The following is a 26,765-nucleotide window of genomic DNA, read 5'->3' on the forward strand; positions in this document are numbered from 1 at the left end:
TTACGCTTTCCTCATTCAGTGTCAACCGTTTATTTCATCCGGTCATCACTGTTTTTAATCTTTCCGACCCGGTTACTTCGTGATGTTGTTCACGTTGTTCCCTGTCGATGGAGCGGCATTATAGGGATCCGTATTTTTTGCACAAGCATTTATTTCGATAAAAAGGATCGACTGCGTGTTTTTCAACCCCATCGAGGAGATCTCACTCGATCCGCGGGTTTTACAACCGATCCAGGCACCTCATAATTGGTATTTCTTCATACCCGAACTATATTGCCAAGATTAAAACCCAATTATGAGGTAATTAAACATGTCTCAGGCATTACGTGCATATCAGGGATCATTGCCCACCTTGGGGGAAAACGTCATGGTTGACCCCTCCAGCGTCATCATTGGTGATGTTGCTCTCGCGGACGATGTCAGTATCTGGCCATTGGTTGTGATTCGTGGTGACGTTAATCACGTTGTCATCGGTTGCAGAACCAATGTGCAAGATGGGAGCGTATTGCATGTCACGCATCAGTCTCGTCACAATCCGGAAGGTCATCCGCTGATCATTGGTGAGGATGTCACTGTCGGTCATAAAGCTATGTTGCATGGTTGTACCATCGGCAATCGGGTACTGGTTGGAATGGGATCAATACTGCTGGATGGGGCGATCATTGAAGATGACGTGATGATCGGTGCAGGAAGTCTGGTCCCCCCAGGGAAGCGACTTGAAAGTGGATATCTTTATCTGGGAAGTCCGGTGAAGCAGATCCGGGAGCTGACGTCTGAAGAACTTGCAGGACTGACTTACTCTTCCAATAACTATGTTACCTGGAAAGATCTGTATCTTACCGACCAGAAATGATTAAACGGTTCTCATGCCTGAAGCATCTTTCTTCAGGCATGCTTCAAAATTAACTCAGCAAATCCTGCTTCAATTGCGCCAGCACGGGTTCAATCTCAGGCATAACACCATGCCAAAGATGAAATGCATGTGCTGCCTGCCCGACCAGCATGCCCAAACCATCTGCATAATGCGTCACTCCCTTCTTTTGCGCCCATTCGATAAAAGGTGTGAGTCCGGCCTGATAGTACATATCGTATAAGCGAGTCTGCGAGGTGATCACTTCTTGGGGGATCGCTGGGATCTCACCTTTAATACCAGAGGCAGTGGCATTGATGATCAAATCAAATGATTCGTTCATCAGCTGTTCCAATGGCATTGCCTGAATATCGCCTCTGCTTTCAAAAATATGGCTTAAATGCTGTGCCCGCTCGAACGTCCGGTTAGTCACGACAAGAGAACAACCATAAGACAGCAGCGGAAGAATGACGCCCCGCGCCGCGCCGCCGGCGCCGATCAGCAGAACCCGGTCGCCTTTACGGATGAGGTTGAGCCGTTCAAGATCGCTCAGCATACCGATGCCATCGGTGTTATCCCCGAGCAGACGCCCGTCCTCAAGTTTCTTCAGAGTGTTCACCGCGCCAGACAATGCCGCACGATCGGTCAGTTCATCACACTCAGCAAATGCGCGCTCTTTAAAAGGGACTGTGATATTCGCCCCTTGGGCCCCACCGTGAAAAAAGGATCGTAGTGTTTCCTCAAACTCTTCGTGCGGGGCCAACACCGTTCCATAAGTATGATCAATACCCGTCTGGGCGGCGAAAAGTGCATGAATTCTTGGTGACTTGCTGTGACTAATCGGATTCCCAAACACTGCAAAAGATGGCATGAACTCGATCCTTAGCCCTGGCGAATGAGATCCCCGGTGAGGGCATCCCGGATTTCTGATGGATTTTCTCTTCCGCCGACATTACCCGCCAGAACCGGAAACTCATTCCCAAATTGCTGACTAACTTCTGCTGCGAAACGACAAGGTGGCTCACCATTGAGGTTGGCGCTGGTTGATACCAGAGGCTTTCCAAATTTCTGGCAGAGTTCTTTAACCTGAGGATGATCCGTAACACGAACCGCGAGCGAGGAAAAACGCCCGGTAAGCCAGTCAGGAGTGGAGACTTTAGCAGGCATTACCCAGGTGACGGGGCCGGGCCAGGAGGACCATATTGTCTGACGTTGTTGCTCAGTTAAAAAAGAGTCATCTATATAAGGGAGGAGTTGCTGATAATTATCAGCAATTAAAATCAGCCCTTTGTCTTTAGGACGTTTTTTTAGCGCCAGCAGTGCTTCGACTGCCCGTTCACTGTCAGGGTCGCATCCCAAACCAAAGACGGCCTCTGTGGGGTACGCGATCACTTGTTGTTGACGCAGTGCTTCAAGCACTACGCTAAATGAGTTTTCAGCTTCTTTATTCATCTGTTGGGTTATCTTTCGTTTGTACGGCTTTTCCGCATAATTTACTGGCACAAAATAATTTAATACCGTGCGCTGTTTTCTTTTCCATTAACAAGGAGTAGTGGCAATGCGCACACTCGCCCGCGACAGGCTTATTATTAATAGCAAACTGACAATCAGGATAGCGATCACAGGCATGAAAGACTTTGCCGAACCGTGATTTGCGCTGTAACAGATGCCCGCTGCCGCACTGTGGACAACTCAGACTGGTTTCTTCAGGTTTGTCGATCACTTCAATATGATCACATTCGGGATATTGGCTACATCCAATAAACATTCCATAACGGCCCTGACGCAATACCAGTGTCGATTCACATTTTGGGCAGTGCTGCCCATCCAGTACTTTGACGATATGACCGTCAGCCTGCGCTTTGAGCGGTCGAATATACTGACATTGTGGATAAGAAGAACAGCTGAGAAAGGGGCCGTGGCGACCACTACGGATCACCAAACCGGCCCCGCATTCCGGACAGGATTCATTTTGCTTCTCAGCAAAAAGTGCTGCTTTAGTCATACGCTATGTTTTACCTGTTATCTGTTAGTGCAGATAACCTTCATTAACTTCAAATAACAGCTCTTCCATTTGCTGATACGCACTTTCATATCCGGGAATATTAAAGAGAACCATCAGCACGACCCACTTAAGATCTTCAAGATCGAACTCTTCAGTGTCCAGAGCCATAACACGATCGATAACCATCTCCCTGGTATCGAAATTCAACACTTTGATCTGTTCGAGGAACAATAAAAAACCACGACACATGCAATCTAACCGGTTTGTTTCCTCATCGGTGTAGATTCGTAATGCTGAAGGATCAGAATCCAGCATGTAAGATGGGGTTCCACCCTCTTGCATATCCGCAAGTTTTTCAAGCCAATTCAACGCATTGTGAATATCGGCCCGGTGGAAACCAGCTTCGGTCAAGTCATCCGTTAACCTATCCTCGTCAACATTCATCTCCGCTTCGTTGTGAATGTAAGTTTCAAATAAGTACATTAGTACGTCGAACATGGCCTGCCCTCTTAATTCGGACATAGCCGCCGGATACAGCTGCGATCCATCCTGCTAACTCCAGCTCGAGTAGTTTACCTACCACTTCTGGCACAGGTTGGCCGGCACGTTCGGCGACGACGTCAACAGATGTCACCTCATATTCTACGTTAGCCAACACATCAGCAAATGGCAATTCAACTTCGTCATCTTGTGCATAAAAAATCGCCTCTGAGGCACATATTTCCTCATCCTGTGGAATTTGCCGCAATGATGAGTCCACAGGCACCGGAAACCATGTCAACCCGCTGCCCATATGCTCGGCGATATCCTTGGGTTCGGTGACCAGATAAGCACCCTGGCGGATAAGCCAGTGCGTTCCTTCTGAAGTCAGACTGCCCAGCGGTCCCGGTAAAGCAAATATTTCCCTGCCCTGCTCCAGCGCAAATCGGGCAGTGATTAACGAGCCACTGCGCAGCGTCGCCTCAACCACCAAAACGCCCACGCTCAGGCCACTGATAATTCGATTTCTGCGAGGAAAGTGTGCGGCAATAGGAGGCATGGAGACTAAATGCTCAGACACCAGTGCGCCTCCTTGCGCCAGAATGCGGTCGGCTAATTTGGAATGACGTGCTGGGTAGCGGTTCATTAATCCGCTACCCAGCACGGCGACAGTGTTTCCGTCTGAATCCAGAGCGGCTTTATGGCTGATGCCATCTATCCCCAGAGCAAGTCCGCTCGTGACGGTAAACCCGCTGCAAACTAATCCACCGGCAAAAACCTGCGCATAGTGATCACCATAATGGGTGAAGTGGCGACTTCCAACCATTGCAATCTGCGGGGATGACAACAGTCCAGCTTGTCCTTCGACAAAAAGAATTAACGGAGGTGACGATATCTGTGCCAATAGAGGCGGATAAAACTCACTGTCAAAGGTAACCAGATGGCGGTTATCACCTTCCAGCCACTTCAGGGATGCTAAAAGCCATTGCCGGTTGATTTGAAGGAAATCATCACTCTGCTCAGGTGAAAGTCCGCAACCAGAAAGCCCGGACCTCGTGTAATCCCCCCGACTAAACAGAGCCTGGATAATCCCTTCAGCACGATGAGCGCTGAGCCGTTTCACCGCAGACAAACGTATCCATACTTCCTGTAGTGTCATTACTGCGCTCCGTTTCAATGCCTTTTAGCGAGTGATTCAATTGGCAGAGGATGCTGTCAATCGGAGCGAGAAATGTCTAGAATAGAAACTATATATCTTCAATCAATTGAATAAAGATCCAGAAAAATATGTCCGTATTACAGATATTACATTTCCCAGACGAGCGGCTTCGCATTACTGCAAAACCGGTCAAAGTAGTTGACGCCAAAATCCAGCAAATCGTGGATGATATGTTCGAAACCATGTATGCAGAGGAAGGCATTGGTCTGGCTGCGACTCAGGTCGACATCCATCAGCGTATTATTGTCATTGATGTTTCTGAAAATCGTGACGAGCGCCTGGTGCTCATCAACCCTGAGTTGCTGGAAAAAAGCGGCGAAACGGGCATTGAAGAAGGCTGCCTGTCGATTCCAGATCAACGTGCCCTTGTTCCACGCGCTGAGAAAGTGAAAATTCGTGCTCTGGACCGTGAAGGCAAAAGCTTCGAACTTGAAGCTGACGACTTGCTGGCGATCTGCATTCAACATGAAATGGATCATCTGGTCGGTAAATTGTTTGTGGATTACTTATCTCCACTGAAACGTCAGCGCATCCGTCAGAAAATGGAAAAGATGGCCAAGCTGAACGCCCGGCCTGACTAATATTCGTGTAACACAGGATACTGCTTTGCGGATTATATTTGCCGGTACACCCGATTTTGCAGCGCGTCATCTTGACGCGCTTTTGACATCTGAACATCAGGTTGTGGGTGTATTCACCCAACCTGATCGCCCCTCTGGCCGTGGCAATAAGCTGACTGCAAGCCCGGTAAAAATGCTGGCAGAGGCCAACAACATTCCGGTTTTCCAGCCTAAATCTTTGCGGCCCGAAGAAAATCAAACGCTGGTTTCCGCGTTAGAAGCGGACATCATGGTTGTTGTTGCCTATGGGCTGATTTTGCCTAAAGCCGTACTGGAAATGCCGAGACTGGGATGCATCAATGTGCATGGTTCTCTGCTTCCACGCTGGCGCGGTGCGGCACCAATCCAACGTTCGCTGTGGGCCGGAGATACTAAAACGGGCATCACTATTATGCAGATGGATGTGGGACTGGACACCGGCGACATGCTGCATAAGGTCGAGTGCGATATCTTGCCTGAAGATACAAGCGCATCACTTTATAACAAACTGGCATTACTCGGCCCATCTGGGTTGCTTGAAACGCTACACCAGCTGGCAAAGGGCACTGCTCTTCGGGAAGTTCAGGATGAAGCGCATGTCACTTACGCAGAAAAACTCAGTAAAGAAGAAGCTCGCTTAGACTGGATGCTTTCTGCTGAGCAACTTGAACGTTGCATCCGAGCCTTTAACCCGTGGCCTGTCAGTTATTTCATGATTGATGACCAACCGGTGAAAGTATGGCTGGCAGACACTTTGCCCGATGAAACTGGTGCGCTACCGGGCACCATTATCGCCGCAGATAAAAAAGGGATACAGATTGCGACCGCCAGCGGTATCCTGAATATCACCCAACTCCAGCCTTCGGGTAAAAAAGCCATGTCCGCGCAGGACTTGCTGAACTCTCGTCGTGAATGGTTTATCGCAGGCACTCGTTTAGCCTGACCATTACGACTACGCCCGGCTTAATGCCGGGCCTTATCCCCATGATAATGCTGATATTGTTCAGCTTCTTTGACTATGAAAACAGCCTATAATCTCCGTAGTATTGCAGCGCAAGCTATTAGCCAGGTATTAGACAAAGGTCTGTCGCTTTCCACCGTTCTTCCCGGTTTGCAGAAAAACATCTCAGATAAAGATCGCGGATTACTGCAGGAATTGTGTTTCGGTACGCTGAGGGTTTTACCTCAGCTGGAATGGTGTTTGCAGCAACTCATGGCAAAACCATTAACGGGTAAACAACGGACTCTGCATTATTTACTGATGGTTGGCTTATACCAGCTGATCCATACCCGTATCCCTGCACACGCCGTGCTGGCAGAAACAGTTGACGGTGCTGTAGCACTAAAACGTCCACAATTAAAAGGTTTGATCAACGGTGTTCTGCGTCAGTTCCAGCGACAGCAGGAAGAGTTACTTCCGAAAATGGCTAATAATGACAGCCGTCATTTGCACCCAAGCTGGCTGTTAAATCGTCTGAAGAAAGCCTATCCCGCAGAATGGGAAAATATCGTTGATGCTAATAACCAAAGACCACCGATGTGGTTACGCGTCAATCGTCTGCATCATACCCGGGATGAGTATCTGCACCTGTTGAGCGAAGCTCAGATTGAGGCGATTGCGCATGACGAGTATCGCGATGCACTTCGTCTGGTCACACCTTGCCAGGTGAACCTGCTGCCAGGATTCGCAGAAGGATGGGTGACAGTTCAGGATGCATCGGCACAGGGTAGCGTTGATCTGCTGGATCCGCAGGATGGAGAAATGATCCTCGATTTATGCTGCGCCCCGGGCGGAAAAACCACACATATTTTGGAAGCAGCGCCTAAAGCGCATGTGTTAGCCATCGATGTGGACGAGCAGCGACTAAAACGGGTCCATGAGAATCTCCAGCGCCTTAAAATGAGTGCTGAAGTCAAACAAGGTGACGGCCGCGAGCCACAAGACTGGGCTGGCGACCGTGTCTTCGATAAAATTCTTCTCGATGCTCCATGTTCCGCTACCGGTGTTATTCGCAGACATCCGGACATCAAATGGCTGCGCCGTGATAGTGATATTGCGGAACTTGCAAAACTGCAAAAAGAAATTCTGGAAGCCGTCTGGCCGCGACTGAAAAGTCAGGGTGTGATGGTTTATGCCACTTGCTCAATTCTGCCAGATGAAAACAGCGAACAAATTTCTGCTTTTTTACAAACGCATCCCGATGCAATGTTGGTTGAAACCGGTTCAGCTGAAAAACCAGGCCGACAAAATCTGCCTCATGCTGAAGACGGCGATGGCTTCTATTACGCTAAACTGATTAAACGTTAAACGTCTGCATTAGCGCTATCTACTCAGGCTGATACTTTTTAGGCAAAGCAGAGAGTCATATGAAAATAATCATTCTCGGTGCCGGGCAAGTTGGCGGAACGCTCGCCGAAAACCTGGTAGGCGAAAACAACGATATTACCGTTGTTGATACTAATACCGTTCGTTTACGTCAGCTCCAGGACAAGTTCGATCTGCGCGTCGTGCAAGGTCATGGCTCTCACCCGCGCGTTTTACGCGAAGCCGGCGCCGAAGATGCCGATATGTTAGTGGCAGTCACAAACTCTGATGAAACTAATATGGTGGCCTGTCAGATAGCGTATTCATTATTCAACACACCCAATCGCATTGCCCGAATACGCTCGACTGAATATATCCGTGAATCGGAAAAGCTCTTCAATCCTGAAGCGGTGCCCATTGATCATTTGATTTCTCCTGAGCAGTTAGTCACGGACTACATCTACAAACTGATTGAGTATCCAGGCGCACTTCAGGTCGTAAACTTTGCCGAAGGTAAAGTCAGCATTGCTGCGGTAAAAGCCTATTACGGTGGTCCGCTGGTGGGAAATGCCCTTTCATCAATGCGTGAGCACATGCCACATATTGAAACCCGCGTTGCTGCGATATTCCGCCACGAACGTCCGATACGTCCCCAGGGTTCTACAATTATAGAAGCAGGCGATGAAGTGTTCTTTGTCGCTGCCTCTCAGCACATACGTGCGGTTATGAGTGAACTTCAGCGGCTTGAAAAGCCTTACAAACGAATCATGATTGTAGGTGGTGGTAACGTTGGAGCTGGGCTGGCACAAAAGCTTGAGAAAAATTACAGCGTAAAACTCATCGAACGGGATCAGCAACGTGCCGCTGAACTTGCGGAACTTCTGCAAGACACTATCGTGTTTTACGGTGATGCCTCCGATCAGGAATTGCTGGCAGAAGAACACATCGAACAAGTAGATGTATTCATCGCGATCACCAATGACGATGAAGCCAATATTATGTCCGCCATGCTTGCCAAACGTATGGGCGCCAAGAAAGCCATGGTGCTTATTCAACGCAGCGCCTATGTCGACCTGGTTCAAGGAAGCGTCATTGATATCGCTATTTCACCTCAACAAGCCACCATATCAGCTCTGCTGGGTCACGTGAGAAAAGCAGATATTGTGAGCGTTTCATCATTGCGCCGGGGAGTAGCTGAAGCGATCGAAGCGATTGCGCATGGCGATGAAACTACGTCAAAGGTAGTTGGCCGTACTGTCGAACAAATTAAGCTTCCGCCTGGCACAACAATCGGGGCTATTGTTCGCGGTAATGAAGTCATCATTGCTAACGGAAACAGCAGGATACAACAAGGTGATCATGTCGTCATGTTCATCACCGACAAGAAGTTTGTCAGAGACGTTGAGCGTTTGTTCCAGCCAAGTCCGTTCTTCTTATAACGCACACAGCTCGACAGGTTTTGTTTAAAATAGATTTCTGAAGATAAGTTTTGTAGCGAAGACGCGACAAATGGTCTTTACTTTGTTTGACACAATTGTTGAATTTGCCAAGGAGAATTTTATGAGTTTTATGAAAGAGTTTCGTGAGTTTGCCATGCGAGGCAACGTGGTTGACCTGGCGGTAGGTGTCATCATCGGTGCCGCATTTGGGAAAATAGTATCATCACTGGTTGCTGACATTATTATGCCGCCACTGGGATTACTTATCGGTGGCGTTGATTTCAAACAGTTTACTCTGGTACTCCGGGAAGCGCAGGGCACAGTACCTGCCGTTGTGATGCATTACGGTGTCTTTATCCAGAACATCTTTGATTTCATTATTGTTGCATTAGCCATTTTTTGTGCGATTACACTGATGAATAAGATGCGTCGGAAACAAGAAGATGTACCCGCTGCACCGCCTAAACCGACCGCAGAAGAAACACTGTTAGCAGAAATACGTGACTTGTTAAAAGAGCAACAGACACCGAAATTCTAAGGGACTCAGAACCCTCATTCGGCTTACTTATGAAGGGCAGTGTTGAATATTCGTAAAACACTCAACACTGCCCTCCAGATAGCGCCCTTTTCCATTTTTTTCTTTGCGACGGTAACTGCCTTTTCCCTTCAGATTCTTTTCTATTCGCTGCTTAAAGAGCGGATCATGCAAAAGTGCTTGTAACGCATTTTCCTGAATAATGCCTTTTTGGTGCTTGTAGTTACTCATAAATTCCTCAGTTTAATCATTAACTGCCTAAAATACCGCCGCATCATACTGCGTTCATTCTTCATGTGAAAGGGATTTCAATGTCACTTTTCCAGCCCCGTCCTCTAAAGCTTCGAGGATAGAACAGCTGATGCTTGAGTGTGATGAACCGCAGCACGCCTTGCTCAACCTCTGAAGCGATTCTTTCATGCGCTCAAGCTCCTTCAATTTGAGCTCAACTTCTGCAAGCCGCTCCTCAACAATCGACTTTGATTCCTGGCAGGTATGATGAGCGGGGTCAATTCGAATCGACAGTAATTCTCTGATCGCTTCAAGAGTGAAGCCTGTTGATTTGGCGTACCGAATGAAGCGCAGTCTTTGCAGATCATTGTCATCATATTGACGATACCCCGAGCTGTCACGTTGTGCTGAACTCATCATTCCCTGCTTTTCATAGTAGCGAACAGTATCATTCGAAACATTTGCGAGCCGGGCTAATTCGCCAATTTTAAACATGTTTACTCACCTTTAAATTTCCCTCTAATGGCGTCGTTATAACACCCATCAATAAAATCTGTATTCATGCCCGACCGTTGCAATCTTAACTTGAGCAGTTGAAGGCGCTTCTCAATGACGCACAACTCTGGATCATTCGGCGCCAAGCATCTAAGCATATGTTCTAACTCGAGAGCTTCCTTACGATCTTGCAACTCAGGAGGTAAATACCCCGCATTCTTGAGAATACGATAAGCAACCCGGAGTTCTGCAGGCACCGCACTGTCATCATCTAAAACCAATGGCTTGCCTTTACCAGATAAGTTTTCGAACTCGCCTCTAGCACTCGCTTCTTTGATGTATTTTTCCACCCATTGATCAACCAAAAACATGGCAGAGCCTCGCCAACATTAAATGTGATTCATTAGTACAGAGTAGCGCGAAAACAAGGGTAATTCAGAATGGCGCAGAGAAAGAAATTATGGAAGGGATAAATTTTAGATGTAAAAAAACCGGGCAAGCCCGGTTTTTTCATGCATCTACAGATTATTCAGCAGTTGCTACTTCTGCTTTTGACTCTGCACGATCAACGAGCTCGATGTATGCCATCGGCGCATTGTCGCCTGCACGGAAACCACACTTAAGAATACGAGTGTAACCACCGGCACGGCTCGCGAAACGCGGGCCCAGTTCATTAAACAGTTTTGCCACGATCTCGTTATCACGAGTACGGGCGAATGCCAGACGACGATTTGCAACGTTGTCGGTCTTGGCAAGAGTAATCAGCGGCTCAACAACGCGACGCAGCTCTTTCGCTTTCGGCAGGGTCGTCTTGATGATCTCATGACGAACCAAAGAGCCGGCCATGTTACGGAACATAGCCTGTCGGTGGCTGCTGTTACGGTTCAGTTGACGACCACTCTTACGATGGCGCATGACCTTATCCTTCTCAGTAAAACCTTAACCTGTGATCCGGTTACTCGTCAGCAATACTTGCTGGTGGCCAGTTTTCCAGGCGCATGCCTAGTGACAAACCACGGGACGCAAGTACGTCTTTGATCTCAGTAAGAGATTTTTTACCCAGGTTAGGTGTTTTAAGTAACTCAACCTCGGTACGCTGTACCAGATCACCGATGTAGTGGATTGCTTCTGCTTTAAGGCAGTTAGCAGAGCGGACAGTCAATTCCAGATCGTCAACAGGGCGCAGCAGGATTGGATCGAATTCCGGCTTCTCTTCTTTGACTTCCGGTTGACGTACATCACGTAAATCAACGAAAGCTTCAAGTTGTTCAGCAAGAATGGTTGCCGCACGACGGATCGCCTCTTCAGGATCGATCGTACCGTTGGTTTCCATTTCGATAACCAGCTTGTCCAAATCAGTACGCTGTTCTACACGCGCTGCTTCAACATTGTAGGCAATTCGCTCTACAGGGCTGTAGCATGCATCTACTAACAGACGACCAATTGGGCGCTCATCTTCTTCCGAATGAATTCGGGCAGACGCCGGTACATATCCACGACCACGTTGAACTTTGATGCGCATGCTAATAGCTGCGTTCTCATCGGTCAGATGGCAGATGACATGTTGCGGCTTGACGATTTCGACATCACCATCATGGGTAATGTCGGCTGCAGTCACAGGGCCAATGCCAGACTTATTCAGGGTAAGAATAACTTCATCTTTCCCTTGAACTCTCACCGCCAGCCCTTTCAGGTTGAGCAGGATCTCCAGGATATCTTCCTGTACGCCTTCTTTGGTGCTGTACTCATGCAGTACACCATCAATCTCAACCTCGGTCACCGCGCAACCCGGCATGGATGAAAGCAGAATACGGCGCAGTGCGTTGCCTAAAGTATGGCCAAAGCCACGTTCTAAAGGCTCAAGGGTCACCTTGGCGTGCGTCGAACTGACTTGCTCGATATCTACCAGGCGCGGTTTTAGAAACTCTGTCACAGAACCCTGCATTGTGTCCTCTCTTTGGTACTAAGCTTTACTTAGAGTAAAGCTCGACGATCAGGTGTTCGTTAATGTCGGAAGACAGATCAGTACGTTCAGGCATACGCTTGAACACACCTTCCATCTTAGCAGCATCAACTTCAAGCCAAGTCGGCTTTTCACGCTGTTCAGCCAACTCCAAAGCGGCCTTCACACGAGATTGCTTTTTAGCTTTCTCTCGGATGCTGACAACGTCATTCGGAGATACCTGATAAGAAGCGATGTTAACAACGCGACCGTTTACCATGATAGCTTTGTGGCTAACTAACTGGCGCGATTCCGCACGAGTAGCGCCGAAGCCCATACGATAAACAACGTTGTCCAAACGACCTTCCAGGAGTTGCAACAGGTTTTCACCGGTGTTGCCTTTCAGGCGTGCTGCTTCTTTATAATAGTTACGGAACTGACGCTCAAGAACACCGAAGATACGGCGAACTTTTTGCTTTTCACGTAACTGTACACCGTAATCAGACAGACGCGGTTTACGCGCACCATGCTGACCAGGAGCTTGTTCAATTTTACACTTGGTATCGATCGCGCGAACGCCAGATTTAAGGAATAAATCTGTGCCCTCACGACGGCTAAGCTTGAGCTTAGGACCCAAATATCTTGCCATTTTCTCTCTCCAACAAACCTAAAAGCAGCGTTATACGCGACGCTTTTTCGGCGGACGACAACCGTTATGAGGGATAGGAGTCACATCAGTAATATTAGTGATGCGGAAACCAGCCGCGTTTAACGCGCGGATAGTAGACTCACGACCAGGACCAGGTCCTTTAACCATAACTTCCAGATTCTTGATACCGTATTCTTTCACTGCGTCAGCGCAGCGCTCTGCTGCAACCTGAGCTGCGAACGGAGTGGATTTACGAGAACCACGGAAACCGGAACCACCAGCTGTTGCCCAACCCAAAGCATTACCCTGACGATCGGTAATGGTAACAATGGTGTTGTTGAAAGAAGCATGGATATGAGCCACGCCGTCAGAGACTTGTTTTCTTACACGTTTACGTGTACGAACAGGTGCCTTTGCCATTTATTCAATCACCCCGATTATTTCTTGATCGGTTTACGCGGACCCTTACGGGTACGTGCGTTAGTCTTGGTACGCTGACCGCGTACTGGAAGACCACGACGATGACGCAAACCACGATAAGTTCCAAGGTCCATAAGACGCTTGATGCTCAGGGTGACTTCACGACGCAGATCACCTTCAACAATGAACTTGGCAACTTCGTCACGCAGTTTTTCGATTTGCTCTTCAGACAGCTCACTGATCTTAACATTTTCAGCAATACCGGATGCAGCACAGATAGACTGTGAGCGGGTTTTACCGATGCCGTAGATCGAAGTTAATGCGATCACGGTATGTTTCTGATCAGGAATGTTAATGCCTGCTATACGGGCCACTATGCACTCCTACTATTTATATACGGCAATACCATTCTGAAAAGCCCGTTTTCAGGATACTCAAATAGTATTGCTGCTTACATACAAAAGATTGGCTGGCTAATCTAGCCAGCTCAACCCAACTTTGCAAGAAAAATATGCGAGATAATCAGCCTTGACGCTGTTTATGCTTCGGTTCTGCGCTGCAGATTACGCGAACGATACCGTTACGCTTAACAATTTTGCAGTTACGACATAATTTCTTGACGGAAGCACGAACTTTCATTTTTACTCTCCGTAACTTCTCAAACGCACCAGATTAGCGGTTGTAGCCTTTCAGGTTTGCTTTCTTCAATGCAGACTCGTACTGACTTGACATCATCAGAGTTTGCACTTGAGCCATAAAGTCCATAATGACAACGACTACGATGAGTAGAGAAGTACCACCAAAGTAGAATGGAACTTTCATCGCGTCACGCATGAACTCCGGGATAAGGCAGATAAAAGTAATATACATCGCACCAATTAAGGTTAAGCGAGTCATTACTTTATCGATGTACTTCGCCGTTTGCTCTCCCGGACGAATTCCTGGTACAAATGCACCGGACTTCTTCAGGTTATCTGCTGTCTCACGCGGGTTGAACACCAGCGCAGTATAAAAGAAACAGAAGAAGATGATTGCAGTCGCATAGAGTAACACATAAAGCGGTTGTCCAGGCTGCAAATACAGCGAAATCGTAGTCAGCCAGTTCCAACCAGTCCCGCCCCCAAACCATGATGCAATCGTGGCTGGGAACAGAATTATGCTGGAAGCGAAGATTGCAGGGATAACCCCAGCCATATTCACTTTCAACGGTAAGTGCGTGCTCTGTGCTGCATAAACACGACGACCTTGTTGGCGTTTAGCGTAGTTAACGACAATACGACGTTGGCCACGTTCAACAAACACCACAAAGAAAGTCACTGCAAACACTAAAACTGCAACCAACAGCAACAGGAGGAAGTGCAGGTCGCCTTGCCGAGCTTGTTCGATAGTATGGGCAACTGCTGGCGGGAGACCCGCTACGATACCTGCAAAGATAATGATTGAAATACCGTTACCGATACCTCGTTCAGTAATCTGTTCACCCAGCCACATCAGGAACATTGTCCCGGTAACTAAGCTCACTACTGCAGTAAAGTAGAACGCAAAGCCTGGATTTAACACCAAGCCCTGCATACCAGGCATATTCGGAAGACCGGTAGCAATACCGATCGACTGAAACACTGCCAATACCAGCGTACCGTAGCGGGTATACTGACTAATCTTACGACGGCCAGCCTCCCCTTCTTTCTTAATTTCTGCTAACGCCGGATGAACCACCGTTAAGAGCTGGATAATAATCGATGCCGAAATGTACGGCATGATTCCCAGAGCAAAGATAGAAGCACGGCTAAGAGCACCACCAGAGAACATGTTAAACATTTCAATGATGGTGCCTCTTTGCTGTTCGAGCAATTTGGCAAGTACAGTGGCATCAATACCAGGGATCGGAATAAAAGAGCCGATACGGAAAACAATCAACGCACCGATAACAAACAAAAGTCTGCGCTTCAGTTCGCCTAGTCCACCCTTGGCACTTTGGAAATCTAACCCCGGTTGCTTAGCCATCTGCTACTTATTCCTCAATTTTACCGCCAGCAGCTTCGATAGCAACACGAGCGCCTTTGGTGACACGCAAACCACGCAGAGTTACCGCACGACCGACTTCGCCTGAAAGGATTACTTTCGCGAATTCAATCTGGATACCAACTACGTTAGCGGCTTTCAGCGCGTTCAGGTCGATCACGTCGCCTTCCACCAGAGCCAGTTCAGACAGACGAACTTCTGCCGTGATCATAGCTTTGCGGGAGGTGAAGCCGAATTTCGGCAAACGACGATATAAAGGCATCTGACCACCTTCAAAACCACGACGTACGCCACCGCCAGAACGTGAGTTCTGACCTTTGTGACCACGACCAGCGGTTTTACCCAGGCCAGAACCAATACCACGACCTACACGCTTAGGCGCTTGTTTGGCACCATCAGCCGGAGACAGAGTATTTAAACGCATCTCTTACTCCTCAACCTTAACCATGTAGGAAACCAGGTTGATCATACCGCGTACAGCAGGAGTATCCTCGCGCTCAACGGTGTGACCAATACGACGCAGACCCAGACCAAGCAGAGTAGCTTTATGCTTCGGCAGACGGCCAATGGAACTGCGAGTTTGTGTAACTTTAATAGTCTTTGCCATGGTTAATTACCCCAGAATTTCTTCAACGGATTTACCACGCTTGGCAGCGACCATTTGTGGGGATTTCATATTTGCCAGAGCATCAATAGTTGCACGAACCACGTTAATTGGGTTTGTAGAACCATAAGCTTTAGCTAATACGTTATGAACCCCTGCAACTTCCAGGACGGCGCGCATTGCACCACCGGCAATAATACCGGTACCTTCGGAAGCCGGCTGCATGAACACACGGGAACCCGTATGAGCACCTTTAACAGGATGCTGCAGGGTGCCGCTATTCAGCGCGACATTCATCATGTTGCGACGGGCTTTTTCCATCGCTTTCTGGATCGCTGCCGGAACTTCGCGTGCTTTGCCGTAGCCAAAACCAACGCGACCGTTACCATCACCAACTACTGTCAGTGCGGTAAAGCTGAAGATACGGCCACCTTTTACGGTTTTAGATACGCGGTTTACCGCGATCAGCTTTTCCTGCAGTTCGCCAGCTTGTTTTTCGATGTGAGCCATCTTAAACCTCTTCCTTAGAACTGAAGGCCAGCTTCACGGGCAGCATCTGCCAGTGCCTGGACTCGACCATGATATTGGAAACCGGAACGGTCAAAGGATACTTTCGTGATCCCTTTTTCCAATGCGCGTTCTGCGATAGCTTTACCTACAGCAGTGGCAGCATCTTTGTTGCCGGTATACTTCAGTTGCTCAGTAATAGTTTTTTCTACAGTAGATGCAGCAACTAATACTTCAGAACCGTTTGGTGCGATAACCTGTGCGTAAATATGACGCGGGGTACGATGTACCACCAGGCGAGTCGCACCCAATTCCTTGAGCTTGCGGCGTGCGCGGGTCGCACGACGGATACGAGCAGATTTCTTATCCATAGTGTTACCTTACTTCTTCTTAGCCTCTTTGGTACGCACGACTTCGTCGGCGTAACGGACACCCTTGCCTTTATAAGGCTCAGGACGACGGTAGGCACGTAAATCCGCAGCAACCTGACCAATGACTTGTTTATCAGCGCCTTTCAGCACGATTTCAGTCTGGGTAGGACATTCTGCAGTAACGCCTTCCGGCAGTTGGTGCTCGACTGGGTGAGAGAAGCCTAAGGCCAAATTCACCACATTGCCTTTAACAGCAGCACGATAACCAACACCTACCAATTGAAGCTTTTTAGTGAAGCCGTCGGTAACACCTATAACCATAGAGTTCAACAGTGCACGAGTGGTACCCGCTTGGGCCCAGCCGTCTACAAAACCTTCGTTCGGACCGAAGGTCAGTGTATTTTCTTCCTGTTTAACTACAACGGCGTCATGGATAGTACGTGACAGCTCGCCGTTTTTACCCTTAATCGAAATAACCTGACCGTTGAGTTTTACCTCTACGCCGGCAGGAATGACGACGGGTGCTTTTGCAACACGAGACATGCTTTCCTCCCGATTAAGCTACGTAGCAGATAATCTCGCCACCAAGACCAGCCTGGCGAGCTGCACGATCAGTCATAACACCTTTAGAGGTAGAAATAACAGCGATACCCATACCGGCCATAACCTTTGGCAGCTCATCTTTTTTCTTGTAGATGCGCAGACCAGGGCGGCTGATACGTTGAATGCTTTCTACCACTGCCTTGCCCTGGAAGTACTTCAGTACTAATTCCAGTTCAGGTTTGGCGTCGCCTTCGATTTTAAATTCTTCAATGTAGCCTTCTTCCTTCAGCACGTTGGCAATAGCCACTTTCAGCTTGGAGGAAGGCATGGTGACCGCAACTTTGTTCGCGGCTTGACCGTTACGGATACGGGTCAGCATATCCGCGATCGGATCTTGCATGCTCATCTGTCTTTACTCCCGTGATTCAATTGGTGACAATTACCAGCTAGCCTTTTTAAGACCCGGAATTTCACCGCGCATAGCGGCTTCACGGACCTTAATACGGCTCAACCCGAACTTCCGCAGGAAAGCATGCGGACGACCAGTTTGACGGCAGCGGTTACGCTGACGAGACGGGCTGGAATCACGCGGCAGAGACTGCAGCTTAAGAACTGCATCCCAACGATCTTCGTCGGATGAGTTCACACCAGAGATAATAGCTTTCAATTCCTCGCGTTTAGCGCGGTATTTATCAGCCAGTTTTACGCGAACGACTTCGCGTGCTTTCATGGATTGCTTAGCCATTAGTAACCCTGCCTTACTTGCGGAACGGGAAGTTAAAGGCTGTCAGCAATGCACGGCCTTCATCATCGGATTTCGCAGTAGTGGTGATAGTAATATCTAAACCACGAACGCGATCGACTTTATCATAATCGATTTCCGGGAAGATGATCTGTTCACGCACGCCCATGCTGTAGTTACCACGACCATCGAAAGACTTAGCAGACAAGCCGCGGAAGTCACGAATACGTGGAACAGCAATGGAGACCAGACGCTCAAAGAACTCCCACATGCGTTCGCCGCGGAGGGTTACTTTACAGCCGATCGGATAGCCCTGACGGATTTTGAAGCCTGCAACTGATTTGCGTGCTTTGGTGATCAACGGTTTTTGACCGGAGATTGCTGCCAGGTCAGCTGCTGCGTTATCCAGCAGTTTCTTGTCAGCGATCGCTTCACCAACACCCATGTTCAGGGTGATCTTCTCGACCCGAGGGACTTGCATGACAGAATTGTAACCAAACTCAGCCATGAGTTTTTTTACGACATCGTCTTTGTAGTAATCATGCAGTTTCGCCATCGTACTACTCCAAATTACTTGATAGTTACGCTGTTAGACTTGAAGAAACGTACTTTTTTGCCGTCTTCGAATCTAAAGCCTACACGGTCCGCCTTGCCAGTTGCCGTGTTGAAGAGTGCAACGTTAGAAACCGGAATTGCAGCTTCTTTTTCAACGATGCCGCCTGGTTGGTTCAGGGCCGGTACAGGCTTCTGATGTTTCTTAACCAGGTTGATACCTTCAACAATGACCTTACCAGAAGTCAGGACATTTTTAACTTTACCGCGCTTACCTTTATCTTTACCGGTAAGCAGGATAACTTCGTCATCACGACGGATTTTCGCTGCCATGGTTTCGCTCCTTAGAGTACTTCTGGTGCCAGAGAGATAATTTTCATGAACTTCTCATTACGCAGTTCACGAGTTACCGGCCCAAAAATACGCGTGCCGATTGGCTGTTCGCTGTTATTGTTTAAAATAACGCAAGCATTACCATCGAAGCGAATGACAGAACCGTCCGGGCGACGAACACCCTTCTTGGTGCGCACCACTACCGCCTTCAGCACATCGCCTTTCTTCACCTTACCGCGAGGAATTGCTTCCTTGATGGTAATTTTGATGATGTCGCCGACGCCTGCGTAGCGACGGTGCGAGCCACCTAGAACCTTGATACACATTACGCGACGTGCACCGGAGTTGTCGGCCACGGTCAGCATAGTCTGTTCTTGGATCATGTTAGTGCTCCGCTAATGTCAACTACAACTTAGGACCCAGGATAGGTCATTAAGAAATCCCCACAATATGAGGGCGCGGCATTATAACACCGGTTCCCGATTATGGGTAGAAAAAATAAACGGCCCACGTACATGAGCCGTTTATTTGTTTTTGAGAAGCGCTACTGTATTACAGAATCGCTTTCTCTACAACGCGAACCAAGGTCCAAGACTTAGTCTTAGACAGTGGACGGCATTCGCTGATTTCTACAACGTCGCCGATACCACATTCATTGTTCTCGTCATGTACGTGCAATTTGGTCGTACGTTTGATGAATTTACCGTAAATCGGGTGTTTCACCACACGCTCAATCGCAACAACCATGGATTTCTCCATTTTGTCACTGATTACACGACCCTGCAGAGTACGGATCTTATCAGTCATTACGCACCCGCCTTTTCAGTCAGTAAAGTTTTCACACGTGCAACATCACGACGCACTTGTTTCAACAGGTGTGTTTGCTGCAACTGACCGCTTGCCGTTTGCATGCGCAGGTTAAACTGCTCACGCAAAAGGTTCAGCAACTCAGTGTTCAGCTCTTCCACGCTTTTTTCGCGCAGCTCTTGTGCTTTCATTACATCACCGTCTTAGTTACAAAGGTGGTTTTGATAGGCAGTTTGGCTGCTGCCAGCTGGAAGGCTTCACGAGCCAGCTCTTCAGGCACACCGTCCATTTCATACAGGACTTTACCAGGCTGAATCAAAGCAACCCAATACTCTACGTTGCCTTTACCTTTACCCATACGAACTTCGAGCGGTTTCTCGGTGATCGGTTTGTCCGGGAATACTCGGATCCAGATCTTACCTTGACGCTTAACTGCACGGGTCATCGCACGACGTGCTGCTTCAATTTGACGAGCAGTCAGACGACCACGGCCAACAGCTTTCAGACCGTAAGTGCCGAAGCTCACATCCGTACCTTGCGCAAGACCACGGTTGCGGCCCTTGTGCACCTTACGGAATTTTGTACGCTTTGGTTGTAACATCAGCGACTCTCCTTACTTGCGGCCTTTACGCTGCTGCTTTTTAGGTTGAGCAGCCGGTTCCGGTTGTTCAACTGCAGCCATACCACCCAGGATCTCACCTTTGAAGATCCATACCTTAACGCCGATTACACCGTAAGTGGTGTGCGCTTCAGATGTGTTGTAATCGATATCCGCACGCAGAGTATGCAACGGAACACGACCTTCACGGTACCATTCGGTACGCGCGATTTCAGCACCGCCAAGGCGGCCGCTTACTTCAACTTTGATACCTTTAGCGCCAAGACGCATTGCGTTCTGTACAGCACGCTTCATAGCACGACGGAACATAACACGACGTTCCAGCTGTGAAGTGATGCTGTCAGCAACCAATTTTGCGTCCAGTTCCGGTTTACGGATTTCGGCGATGTTAATCTGCGCAGGAACGCCAGCGATATCCGCTACGACCTTACGCAGTTTTTCGACATCTTCACCTTTCTTGCCGATTACGATGCCAGGACGAGCGGTGTGAATAGTCACACGGATGCTCTTCGCTGGACGCTCGATAACGATGCGAGAAACGGAAGCTTTCGACAATTCCTTAGTCAGGAACTGGCGAACTTTAAAGTCGCTGTCCAGGTTGTCAGCGAAATCTTTGGTATTTGCATACCAAGTAGAATTCCAAGGTTTGACAATACCTAGGCGAATACCATTAGGATGTACTTTCTGACCCATTGCTAGTCTCCAGAGTCTCAGCGATCGGACACAACCACAGTAATGTGGCTGGTGCGCTTCAGGATGCGATCTGCACGACCTTTAGCACGCGGCATAATGCGCTTCATGCTTGGGCCTTCGTCTACGAAAATCTTCGTGACTTTCAGATCATCGATGTCAGCGCCATCGTTGTGTTCTGCGTTAGCAATGGCAGACTCCAGCACCTTCTTAACCAGACCAGCAGCTTTCTTGTTGGTGTAGGCCAAAGTTTCCAGAGCTTGCGACACTTTCTTACCGCGGATCAGGTCAGCAACAAGGCGGACCTTCTGAGCAGAAGAACGAGCGTGGCGATGTTTAGCTATAGTTTCCATCTCTTCCTCCTACCTTAGCGCTTTTTAGCTTTTTTATCAGCCGCATGGCCGCGATAAGTACGAGTCGGCGCGAATTCACCCAGTTTGTGACCGACCATTTCATCGGAAACGAACACTGGTACGTGCTGACGACCATTATGGACAGCGATGGTCAAACCGATCATGTTAGGAAAGATCGTTGAACGACGGGACCAAGTGCGCAAAGGCTTCTTGTCACCGCTTTCCACCGCTTTCTCTACCTTCTTCAGCAAGTGCAGGTCAATAAAAGGACCTTTCTTGAGAGAACGTGGCATGGCTTATCCTCTAATTATTTTTTACTACGGCGACGTACAATGAATTTATCAGTACGCTTGTTGCTACGGGTCTTCTTACCTTTGGTTTGAACGCCCCACGGAGTTACCGGGTGCTTACCAAAGTTACGACCTTCACCACCACCGTGTGGGTGATCGACTGGGTTCATCGCAGTACCGCGAACGGTAGGACGAATACCACGCCAACGACTTGCACCTGCTTTACCCAGAACGCGAAGCATATGTTCAGAGTTACCGACTTCACCTAAGGTGGCGCGGCAATCAATCTGAACTTTACGCATTTCGCCAGAGCGCAGACGCAGAGTTACGTAGGAACCGTCACGAGCAACGATCTGAACGTAGGCACCAGCTGAGCGAGCCATCTGGCCGCCTTTACCTGGTTTCATTTCTACGTTGTGAACCGTTGAACCTACTGGGATGTTGCGCATAGGCAGGGCGTTACCTGTCTTGATTGCAGCATCAACGCCAGATTGGATCTGGTCACCCACTTTCAGGCCTTTCGGCGCCAGGATATAACGGCGTTCACCGTCTTTGTACAGAACCAGCGCGATATTCGCGGAACGGTTCGGATCGTACTCCAGACGCTCAACCACTGCAGCGATGCCATCTTTGTTGCGTTTAAAGTCAACAAGACGGTAATGCTGTTTGTGGCCACCACCGATATGACGGGTGGTGATACGGCCATTGTTGTTACGGCCACCGCTTTTGCTCAGTTTTTCAAGCAGCGGGGCATAAGGTTTACCCTTGTGCAGCTCAGGGTTAACCACTTTAACAACGTGGCGACGACCCGGAGATGTAGGTTTACATTTAACAATTGCCATTGTTTCTTACTCCTCCGACTTACTCAGCGCCGCTGATGAAGTCCAGATTCTGGCCTTCTTTCAGGGTGACGTAAGCTTTTTTCCAGTCGCTACGACGACCAACACGCTGACCCTGACGTTTCACTTTGCCTTTAACCAGCAAGGTGTTTACGTCTTCGACTTCGACTTCAAACAGTTTCGAAACCGCAGCTTTGATTTCTGCTTTAGTCGCGTCTTTGGCAACTTTGAGTACGATGGTGTTGTTCTTTTCCATCGCGGTAGAAGCTTTTTCAGAAACGTGCGGCGCGCGCAGCACTTTCAGCAGACGTTCTTCACGAATCATGCCAGCATCTCCTCAACTTGCTTCACAGCGTCAGCAGTCATAACCACTTTGTCGAAGGCGATCAGGCTTACTGGATCGATACCTGCTACATCGCGAACGTCAACCTTGTACAGATTACGTGCGGCCAGGAACAGATTCTCGTCGACTTCGCCAGTTACAATCAGCACGTCTTCCAGAGCCATGTCTTTCAGTTTCTGTGCCAGCAGCTTAGTTTTAGGCGCTTCTACAGAGAACGATTCGACAACGATCAGACGATCTTGACGTACCAGTTCGGACAGAATGCTTTTCAGCGCGCCGCGGTACATCTTTTTATTTACTTTTTGACTGTGGTCCTGTGGCTTTGCAGCGAAGGTTACACCACCGGAACGCCAGATTGGGCTCTTTACAGAACCTGCACGCGCACGGCCAGTACCTTTCTGACGCCAAGGTTTTTTACCGGAACCAGTTACTTCAGCACGGGTCTTCTGAGCGCGAGTACCTTGACGGGCACCTGCTGCATAAGCAACAACGACCTGGTGTACAAGCGCTTCATTGAAATCACGCCCGAAGGTAGTTTCGGAAACAGTCAGCGCGCTTTGCGCGTCTTTCACTACTAATTCCATTCCTATCTCCTCGACGTTAAGCCTTAACAGCAGGTTTAACGATCAGGTTGCCACCGGTAGCACCCGGAACAGCACCCTTGACCAGTAGCAGGTTGCGCTCAGCATCAACACGTACTACATCCAGGCTCTGAACGGTTACACGTTCGTTACCCAGTTGGCCTGCCATTTTCTTACCTTTGAACACTTTACCTGGAGTCTGGTTCTGACCGATTGAACCATGTCCACGGTGTGCCAAGGAGTTACCGTGGGTAGCATCTTGGGTACGGAAGTTCCAGCGCTTAACTGTGCCAGCAAAACCTTTACCTTTAGAAGTACCGGTAACATCGACTTTCTTAACGTCTGCGAAAATTTCAACGCTAATGTTCTGACCTGCAGTAAATTCTTCACCTTCTGCAAGGCGGAATTCCCACAAACCACGGCCAGCTTCTACGCCAGCTTTAGCGAAGTGACCCGCTTCTGGTTTGGTTACACGGTTAGCTTTTTTGCTACCAGTAGTAACCTGCACAGCACGGTAACCATCGTTGTCCAGGTCTTTGACCTGAGTAACGCGGTTTGCTTCAATTTCGATAACGGTTACTGGGATTGAAACGCCATCTTCTGTGAAGATACGAGTCATGCCCACTTTCTTACCGACTAAACCAATCATTGTTTCAACCTCTCAATCGTCAATGACCTGATTAACCCAGGCTGATCTGCACGTCTACACCAGCAGCCAGATCCAGACGCATCAGAGCATCAACGGTTTTCTCGGTTGGCTCAACGATGTCAACCAGACGCTTGTGAGTACGAATTTCATACTGATCGCGCGCATCTTTATTGACGTGCGGAGAAATCAGAATTGTAAAACGCTCTTTGCGGGTCGGCAGCGGGATTGGACCACGAACTTGCGCACCAGTGCGCTTCGCAGTCTCAACGATTTCCGCAGTTGATTGATCGATCAAACGATGATCAAACGCTTTCAGGCGGATACGGATTCTTTGGTTCTGCATGAGACCAGAGCTCCAATTATTTTAAACGTAAATGATTACTCCTCAAACCCATTTCGATTGATGGGAGAGTGTAATCGTTCTTCACATAACCCCCATATCGGGAGTATTGTTGACCAGCGAGTTGCCTCAGTGGCCAGCTGATTCAGATTGAATCAGGCTTACCAATATTAGGTAAGCCCGCGCATTATACGTAAACCGTCAGATTAAGCAACTGCCAATCCAGAGAATGTGTGTTTATTTTGCGCGCCCTCTTTGCGCTGTTCATCCTGCATCACACTCAATAATGTCCCGCATCAATAGTTATCAGCGGTCATATCAATGTCGTAATGCATTCATAGTTAACAATGAATTCTCTAGACCCCTGGCTACCGTTTATCCACTATCTGCCCTGGTAAATCTCATAGCATTAGGAAAGCGGGGGCAATCATGGCGGAACTTCTACAAAATATAATCAAGTCTGGCAGTTTACTTTCTTTCGCTATTCATGCCTCATCTTTGATGTTCGGCGCAATTTTTGGCAGCGCTTTAACGATCACCACACACCGACTTCACCTCGCAAATAACTCGAACGACGATTTGCAACCGAGTGCCGATACATTCAGGCTGGCACCGCATCGCCCCATAACAAAATCAGGTCTTCGAGCCAGACGCTCCATAAGATTGTCCAACTGCCCATTTTTCATCGGGCTCTGCATTTTCCTTCAGGAGTCGAGATCTAAGCGTGTTTTACTTAATGGAGGAGCTTGCGGAATACTGTTGCTTGGGGTTTCTTTTACCCTCCCCTTCTCATTAGCCCTTTTATCAATCTTGTGGTTCACGGGGTTTCTTCTGATTCTGAGCATGATCGACTATTACACCCTCAGGCTGCCAGATGCACTGACTCAACCTTTATTGTGGTCCGGCTTACTGATAAGTGTGTCTGGGGTGGGAATATCACCGGAGTCCGCCATATGCGGATCGGTATGTGGATATATGTCTTTATGGGGACTTTATTGGTTGTTCAGGTTTTTTTCGGGAAAGGAAGGCGTTGGATATGGCGACTTTAAACTGCTTGCAGCTATCGGAGCCTGGACAGGGTGGGAGGCGCTGCCTCTTGTCTGTACTCTGGCCGCATGTTCGGGAATAGTATTTTCGATATTTTGGAAAAAAAATGGGGGCGCTGAAAAGCAAATACCTTTTGGTCCGAGCCTTTCAGCCGCAGGCTTTCTTATCTACACCAGCCAGAAAAGTGAAATGCTCTGGCTGATGTAATATTCTTGGGTTCTACTCAAGACCGTTACTGTGATTCTTCTTTCAATTGCGACTGAATATAGTTTTGCAGTCCGATGCGTCCAATCAACTCGATCTCTGTTTCCAGCCAGTCGATGTGATGCTCCTCATCGGCCAGAATGGTGATCATCATATCGCGGCTGACGTAATCATGGACGGAGTCTGCATATGAAATAGCCTCACGCAGATCTTTCGCACCTTCTAATTCCAGAAGCAAATCTGACTTCAGCATCTCTTCAACATCTTCACCAATGTTGAGTTTGCCTAAATCCTGCAAATTTGGTAGCCCTTCAAGGAACAAGATACGCTCAATGTAGATATCAGCATGTTTCATTTCGTCTATCGATTCATGATACTCGATACCATTAAGACGCATCAGCCCCCAGTTTTTGAACATACGCGCATGCAAAAAATACTGATTGATAGCAACCAGTTCATTTCCAAGAAGTTTATTGAGGTGTGCAATGACTTTTTTATCGCCTTTCATAGGTAACTCCTCCGTTCCGGTATCTAAAGCGTAGATCCGGTACAGGGTAAGTCAAAAAAAAGGCACACTTTTTAACGAAGTATTTTTACGCGATGTTTTTGAACTCGGGAATTTGCTGCAACTCATCTTCCATTATCTGACGTGCTGCGCGTACACATTTGCCACATTGAGTCCCGACCGGCACAAAATTCCTGAGCTGTTGAAACGTTTGAGGCTGGTAACGTCTTACTGCCTGTCTGATTGTTTTATCACTGACTGAATTACACAAACACACGTACATATAAACCACACCTCGCATATAACTTCCTTTAACTTTAAATGAGAATGGTTATTATTGCAAATGTGGTGCGTATACTTTTGACTCATTTTCAGGCAATAAAAAAGGGTGCCGAAGCACCCTCTTTTTTGCTCTTAATTATCAGCGATTAAGCGATAACTTTAGCAACAACACCAGCGCCTACAGTACGGCCGCCTTCACGGATTGCGAAACGCAGGCCGTCATCCATCGCGATTGGGTGGATCAGAGTAACAACCATGTTCACGTTGTCACCAGGCATTACCATCTCAACGCCTTCTGGCAGTTCGATAGTACCGGTCACGTCAGTTGTACGGAAGTAGAACTGTGGACGGTAGCCTTTGAAGAATGGAGTAT

At 48.3% G+C, this 26,765-nt stretch carries 45 protein-coding genes and 1 pseudogene; 7 read left to right on the forward strand and 39 right to left on the reverse strand.

Annotated elements, in window-relative coordinates; all coding sequences use genetic code 11:
• Window positions 1–310: 310 nt before the first annotated feature.
• Complete coding sequence (locus ACO0U8_RS23825) at window positions 311–853, forward strand: gamma carbonic anhydrase family protein (RefSeq protein ID WP_217202928.1); 543 nt, start codon at window positions 311–313, stop codon at window positions 851–853.
• A gap of 49 nt (window positions 854–902) precedes the next feature.
• On the opposite strand, the gene aroE is transcribed toward ACO0U8_RS23825, so the two are convergent.
• Genes aroE through dprA form a run of 5 tightly spaced genes read right to left on the reverse strand, consistent with a single transcriptional unit; the run spans window position 903 to window position 4,494 of the window.
• On the reverse strand, window positions 903–1,721 hold the full coding sequence (gene aroE / locus ACO0U8_RS23830; protein WP_217202929.1) for a shikimate dehydrogenase: 819 nt from the start codon (window positions 1,719–1,721) through the stop codon (window positions 903–905).
• A gap of 11 nt (window positions 1,722–1,732) precedes the next feature.
• Window positions 1,733–2,302, reverse strand: coding sequence for an L-threonylcarbamoyladenylate synthase type 1 TsaC (gene tsaC, locus ACO0U8_RS23835; RefSeq protein ID WP_056778095.1), 570 nt, complete (start codon window positions 2,300–2,302; stop codon window positions 1,733–1,735).
• On the reverse strand, window positions 2,295–2,855 hold the full coding sequence (locus ACO0U8_RS23840) for a type I DNA topoisomerase (protein ID WP_056778091.1): 561 nt from the start codon (window positions 2,853–2,855) through the stop codon (window positions 2,295–2,297). Before ACO0U8_RS23840 ends, tsaC begins: the two co-directional genes overlap by 8 nt.
• A 24-nt stretch (window positions 2,856–2,879) precedes the next feature.
• On the reverse strand, window positions 2,880–3,353 hold the full coding sequence (locus ACO0U8_RS23845; RefSeq protein WP_056778086.1) for a DUF494 family protein: 474 nt from the start codon (window positions 3,351–3,353) through the stop codon (window positions 2,880–2,882).
• Window positions 3,325–4,494, reverse strand: a complete 1,170-nt coding sequence (gene dprA, locus ACO0U8_RS23850; protein ID WP_421671753.1) for a DNA-protecting protein DprA — start codon at window positions 4,492–4,494, stop codon at window positions 3,325–3,327. Before dprA ends, ACO0U8_RS23845 begins: the two co-directional genes overlap by 29 nt.
• A gap of 128 nt (window positions 4,495–4,622) precedes the next feature.
• Here dprA and def point away from each other — a divergent pair, with 128 nt between their 5' ends.
• The 5 genes from def to mscL all read left to right on the forward strand — a co-directional run bounded on the left by def (window position 4,623) and on the right by mscL (window position 9,435).
• Complete coding sequence (gene def / locus ACO0U8_RS23855) at window positions 4,623–5,135, forward strand: peptide deformylase (protein ID WP_056778079.1); 513 nt, start codon at window positions 4,623–4,625, stop codon at window positions 5,133–5,135.
• A 1-nt stretch (window position 5,136) separates the two neighbouring features.
• A complete protein-coding gene (gene fmt / locus ACO0U8_RS23860) occupies window positions 5,137–6,096 on the forward strand; it encodes a methionyl-tRNA formyltransferase (RefSeq protein WP_183851053.1) in 960 nt (319 codons plus the stop codon).
• Between the two features lie 75 nt (window positions 6,097–6,171).
• A complete protein-coding gene (gene rsmB, locus ACO0U8_RS23865) occupies window positions 6,172–7,461 on the forward strand; it encodes a 16S rRNA (cytosine(967)-C(5))-methyltransferase RsmB (protein ID WP_183851045.1) in 1,290 nt (429 codons plus the stop codon).
• Window positions 7,462–7,520: 59 nt separating this feature from the next.
• Window positions 7,521–8,897: a Trk system potassium transporter TrkA gene (trkA, locus tag ACO0U8_RS23870; protein ID WP_056778068.1), complete on the forward strand. Its 1,377-nt coding sequence runs from the start codon at window positions 7,521–7,523 to the stop codon at window positions 8,895–8,897.
• Window positions 8,898–9,018: 121 nt separating this feature from the next.
• The gene (gene mscL, locus ACO0U8_RS23875; protein WP_056778064.1) at window positions 9,019–9,435 is read left to right on the forward strand and encodes a large-conductance mechanosensitive channel protein MscL; all 417 of its coding nucleotides are present in this window, start codon (window positions 9,019–9,021) and stop codon (window positions 9,433–9,435) included.
• A gap of 27 nt (window positions 9,436–9,462) precedes the next feature.
• On the opposite strand, the gene ACO0U8_RS23880 is transcribed toward mscL, so the two are convergent.
• The 31 genes from ACO0U8_RS23880 to rpsJ all read right to left on the reverse strand — a co-directional run bounded on the left by ACO0U8_RS23880 (window position 9,463) and on the right by rpsJ (window position 24,357).
• Window positions 9,463–9,663 (reverse strand): alternative ribosome-rescue factor A, encoded by a 201-nt coding sequence (locus ACO0U8_RS23880; protein WP_056778060.1) that lies wholly within the window; start codon window positions 9,661–9,663, stop codon window positions 9,463–9,465.
• Window positions 9,664–9,717: 54 nt separating this feature from the next.
• Window positions 9,718–10,158, reverse strand: coding sequence for a Zn(2+)-responsive transcriptional regulator (gene zntR, locus ACO0U8_RS23885; RefSeq protein ID WP_056778056.1), 441 nt, complete (start codon window positions 10,156–10,158; stop codon window positions 9,718–9,720).
• Between the two features lie 2 nt (window positions 10,159–10,160).
• Window positions 10,161–10,529, reverse strand: coding sequence for a DnaJ family domain-containing protein (locus ACO0U8_RS23890; RefSeq protein ID WP_217202930.1), 369 nt, complete (start codon window positions 10,527–10,529; stop codon window positions 10,161–10,163).
• Window positions 10,530–10,683: 154 nt separating this feature from the next.
• Window positions 10,684–11,073 carry a 50S ribosomal protein L17 gene (rplQ, locus tag ACO0U8_RS23895; protein WP_013573706.1) on the reverse strand — a complete coding sequence of 130 codons (390 nt, stop codon included), beginning with the start codon at window positions 11,071–11,073 and terminating at the stop codon, window positions 10,684–10,686.
• 40 nt (window positions 11,074–11,113) lie between these two features.
• A complete protein-coding gene (locus ACO0U8_RS23900) occupies window positions 11,114–12,103 on the reverse strand; it encodes a DNA-directed RNA polymerase subunit alpha (RefSeq protein WP_002919219.1) in 990 nt (329 codons plus the stop codon).
• A gap of 25 nt (window positions 12,104–12,128) precedes the next feature.
• Window positions 12,129–12,749 carry a 30S ribosomal protein S4 gene (gene rpsD, locus ACO0U8_RS23905; RefSeq protein WP_056778049.1) on the reverse strand — a complete coding sequence of 207 codons (621 nt, stop codon included), beginning with the start codon at window positions 12,747–12,749 and terminating at the stop codon, window positions 12,129–12,131.
• Window positions 12,750–12,779: 30 nt separating this feature from the next.
• Window positions 12,780–13,169: a 30S ribosomal protein S11 gene (rpsK, locus tag ACO0U8_RS23910; protein ID WP_004929731.1), complete on the reverse strand. Its 390-nt coding sequence runs from the start codon at window positions 13,167–13,169 to the stop codon at window positions 12,780–12,782.
• Window positions 13,170–13,186: 17 nt separating this feature from the next.
• Complete coding sequence (rpsM, locus tag ACO0U8_RS23915) at window positions 13,187–13,543, reverse strand: 30S ribosomal protein S13 (protein ID WP_013573704.1); 357 nt, start codon at window positions 13,541–13,543, stop codon at window positions 13,187–13,189.
• Between the two features lie 148 nt (window positions 13,544–13,691).
• The gene (rpmJ, locus tag ACO0U8_RS23920) at window positions 13,692–13,808 is read right to left on the reverse strand and encodes a 50S ribosomal protein L36 (protein ID WP_012768118.1); all 117 of its coding nucleotides are present in this window, start codon (window positions 13,806–13,808) and stop codon (window positions 13,692–13,694) included.
• Between the two features lie 33 nt (window positions 13,809–13,841).
• Window positions 13,842–15,173: a preprotein translocase subunit SecY gene (gene secY / locus ACO0U8_RS23925; protein ID WP_034793668.1), complete on the reverse strand. Its 1,332-nt coding sequence runs from the start codon at window positions 15,171–15,173 to the stop codon at window positions 13,842–13,844.
• Window positions 15,174–15,180: 7 nt separating this feature from the next.
• Complete coding sequence (gene rplO, locus ACO0U8_RS23930) at window positions 15,181–15,615, reverse strand: 50S ribosomal protein L15 (RefSeq protein WP_056778046.1); 435 nt, start codon at window positions 15,613–15,615, stop codon at window positions 15,181–15,183.
• Window positions 15,616–15,618: 3 nt separating this feature from the next.
• A complete protein-coding gene (rpmD, locus tag ACO0U8_RS23935; RefSeq protein ID WP_013573701.1) occupies window positions 15,619–15,798 on the reverse strand; it encodes a 50S ribosomal protein L30 in 180 nt (59 codons plus the stop codon).
• A gap of 6 nt (window positions 15,799–15,804) precedes the next feature.
• Entirely contained in the window at window positions 15,805–16,305 is a 501-nt protein-coding gene (gene rpsE, locus ACO0U8_RS23940; RefSeq protein WP_013573700.1) for a 30S ribosomal protein S5, read from the reverse strand.
• A gap of 14 nt (window positions 16,306–16,319) precedes the next feature.
• Window positions 16,320–16,673: a 50S ribosomal protein L18 gene (gene rplR, locus ACO0U8_RS23945; protein WP_034793671.1), complete on the reverse strand. Its 354-nt coding sequence runs from the start codon at window positions 16,671–16,673 to the stop codon at window positions 16,320–16,322.
• Window positions 16,674–16,682: 9 nt separating this feature from the next.
• On the reverse strand, window positions 16,683–17,216 hold the full coding sequence (rplF, locus tag ACO0U8_RS23950; protein ID WP_056778041.1) for a 50S ribosomal protein L6: 534 nt from the start codon (window positions 17,214–17,216) through the stop codon (window positions 16,683–16,685).
• A 13-nt stretch (window positions 17,217–17,229) separates the two neighbouring features.
• Window positions 17,230–17,622, reverse strand: a complete 393-nt coding sequence (gene rpsH / locus ACO0U8_RS23955) for a 30S ribosomal protein S8 (protein ID WP_013573697.1) — start codon at window positions 17,620–17,622, stop codon at window positions 17,230–17,232.
• A 33-nt stretch (window positions 17,623–17,655) separates the two neighbouring features.
• Window positions 17,656–17,961 carry a 30S ribosomal protein S14 gene (gene rpsN, locus ACO0U8_RS23960; protein ID WP_013573696.1) on the reverse strand — a complete coding sequence of 102 codons (306 nt, stop codon included), beginning with the start codon at window positions 17,959–17,961 and terminating at the stop codon, window positions 17,656–17,658.
• A gap of 13 nt (window positions 17,962–17,974) precedes the next feature.
• Window positions 17,975–18,514 carry a 50S ribosomal protein L5 gene (gene rplE, locus ACO0U8_RS23965; RefSeq protein WP_013573695.1) on the reverse strand — a complete coding sequence of 180 codons (540 nt, stop codon included), beginning with the start codon at window positions 18,512–18,514 and terminating at the stop codon, window positions 17,975–17,977.
• 14 nt (window positions 18,515–18,528) lie between these two features.
• Window positions 18,529–18,843, reverse strand: a complete 315-nt coding sequence (rplX, locus tag ACO0U8_RS23970; RefSeq protein WP_056778037.1) for a 50S ribosomal protein L24 — start codon at window positions 18,841–18,843, stop codon at window positions 18,529–18,531.
• Between the two features lie 11 nt (window positions 18,844–18,854).
• Window positions 18,855–19,226, reverse strand: coding sequence for a 50S ribosomal protein L14 (rplN, locus tag ACO0U8_RS23975; RefSeq protein ID WP_008457164.1), 372 nt, complete (start codon window positions 19,224–19,226; stop codon window positions 18,855–18,857).
• 169 nt (window positions 19,227–19,395) lie between these two features.
• Window positions 19,396–19,650 carry a 30S ribosomal protein S17 gene (rpsQ, locus tag ACO0U8_RS23980; RefSeq protein WP_056778032.1) on the reverse strand — a complete coding sequence of 85 codons (255 nt, stop codon included), beginning with the start codon at window positions 19,648–19,650 and terminating at the stop codon, window positions 19,396–19,398.
• On the reverse strand, window positions 19,650–19,841 hold the full coding sequence (gene rpmC / locus ACO0U8_RS23985) for a 50S ribosomal protein L29 (protein WP_013573692.1): 192 nt from the start codon (window positions 19,839–19,841) through the stop codon (window positions 19,650–19,652). Before rpmC ends, rpsQ begins: the two co-directional genes overlap by 1 nt.
• Entirely contained in the window at window positions 19,841–20,251 is a 411-nt protein-coding gene (rplP, locus tag ACO0U8_RS23990; RefSeq protein WP_009639183.1) for a 50S ribosomal protein L16, read from the reverse strand. Before rplP ends, rpmC begins: the two co-directional genes overlap by 1 nt.
• A gap of 12 nt (window positions 20,252–20,263) precedes the next feature.
• On the reverse strand, window positions 20,264–20,962 hold the full coding sequence (gene rpsC / locus ACO0U8_RS23995) for a 30S ribosomal protein S3 (RefSeq protein WP_056778028.1): 699 nt from the start codon (window positions 20,960–20,962) through the stop codon (window positions 20,264–20,266).
• Window positions 20,963–20,979: 17 nt separating this feature from the next.
• A complete protein-coding gene (gene rplV, locus ACO0U8_RS24000) occupies window positions 20,980–21,312 on the reverse strand; it encodes a 50S ribosomal protein L22 (RefSeq protein WP_004391423.1) in 333 nt (110 codons plus the stop codon).
• 14 nt (window positions 21,313–21,326) lie between these two features.
• Window positions 21,327–21,605 (reverse strand): 30S ribosomal protein S19, encoded by a 279-nt coding sequence (gene rpsS / locus ACO0U8_RS24005; RefSeq protein WP_004929772.1) that lies wholly within the window; start codon window positions 21,603–21,605, stop codon window positions 21,327–21,329.
• Between the two features lie 14 nt (window positions 21,606–21,619).
• Window positions 21,620–22,444 (reverse strand): 50S ribosomal protein L2, encoded by an 825-nt coding sequence (gene rplB / locus ACO0U8_RS24010; protein WP_056778025.1) that lies wholly within the window; start codon window positions 22,442–22,444, stop codon window positions 21,620–21,622.
• Between the two features lie 19 nt (window positions 22,445–22,463).
• The gene (gene rplW / locus ACO0U8_RS24015; RefSeq protein ID WP_056778023.1) at window positions 22,464–22,766 is read right to left on the reverse strand and encodes a 50S ribosomal protein L23; all 303 of its coding nucleotides are present in this window, start codon (window positions 22,764–22,766) and stop codon (window positions 22,464–22,466) included.
• Complete coding sequence (rplD, locus tag ACO0U8_RS24020; protein ID WP_056778021.1) at window positions 22,763–23,368, reverse strand: 50S ribosomal protein L4; 606 nt, start codon at window positions 23,366–23,368, stop codon at window positions 22,763–22,765. Before rplD ends, rplW begins: the two co-directional genes overlap by 4 nt.
• Before the next feature lie 16 nt (window positions 23,369–23,384).
• Window positions 23,385–24,014 (reverse strand): 50S ribosomal protein L3, encoded by a 630-nt coding sequence (rplC, locus tag ACO0U8_RS24025; protein ID WP_056778020.1) that lies wholly within the window; start codon window positions 24,012–24,014, stop codon window positions 23,385–23,387.
• A gap of 31 nt (window positions 24,015–24,045) precedes the next feature.
• Entirely contained in the window at window positions 24,046–24,357 is a 312-nt protein-coding gene (gene rpsJ, locus ACO0U8_RS24030; RefSeq protein WP_009639175.1) for a 30S ribosomal protein S10, read from the reverse strand.
• A gap of 426 nt (window positions 24,358–24,783) precedes the next feature.
• Here rpsJ and ACO0U8_RS24035 point away from each other — a divergent pair, with 426 nt between their 5' ends.
• On the forward strand, window positions 24,784–25,608 hold the full coding sequence (locus tag ACO0U8_RS24035; RefSeq protein WP_238485059.1) for a prepilin peptidase: 825 nt from the start codon (window positions 24,784–24,786) through the stop codon (window positions 25,606–25,608).
• Between the two features lie 25 nt (window positions 25,609–25,633).
• Here ACO0U8_RS24035 and bfr read toward each other — a convergent pair whose 3' ends face one another.
• From bfr to tuf, 3 genes and pseudogenes are all read right to left on the reverse strand, one after another.
• On the reverse strand, window positions 25,634–26,113 hold the full coding sequence (gene bfr, locus ACO0U8_RS24040; RefSeq protein WP_056778014.1) for a bacterioferritin: 480 nt from the start codon (window positions 26,111–26,113) through the stop codon (window positions 25,634–25,636).
• 85 nt (window positions 26,114–26,198) lie between these two features.
• Complete coding sequence (gene bfd, locus ACO0U8_RS24045; RefSeq protein WP_056778102.1) at window positions 26,199–26,393, reverse strand: bacterioferritin-associated ferredoxin; 195 nt, start codon at window positions 26,391–26,393, stop codon at window positions 26,199–26,201.
• 145 nt (window positions 26,394–26,538) lie between these two features.
• A pseudogene (gene tuf, locus ACO0U8_RS24050) lies at window positions 26,539–26,765 on the reverse strand (elongation factor Tu); the annotation flags it as partial.

Source organism: Rahnella sp. EDr1-12, assembly GCF_049206505.1.
GTDB lineage: Bacteria > Pseudomonadota > Gammaproteobacteria > Enterobacterales > Enterobacteriaceae > Rahnella > Rahnella rivi.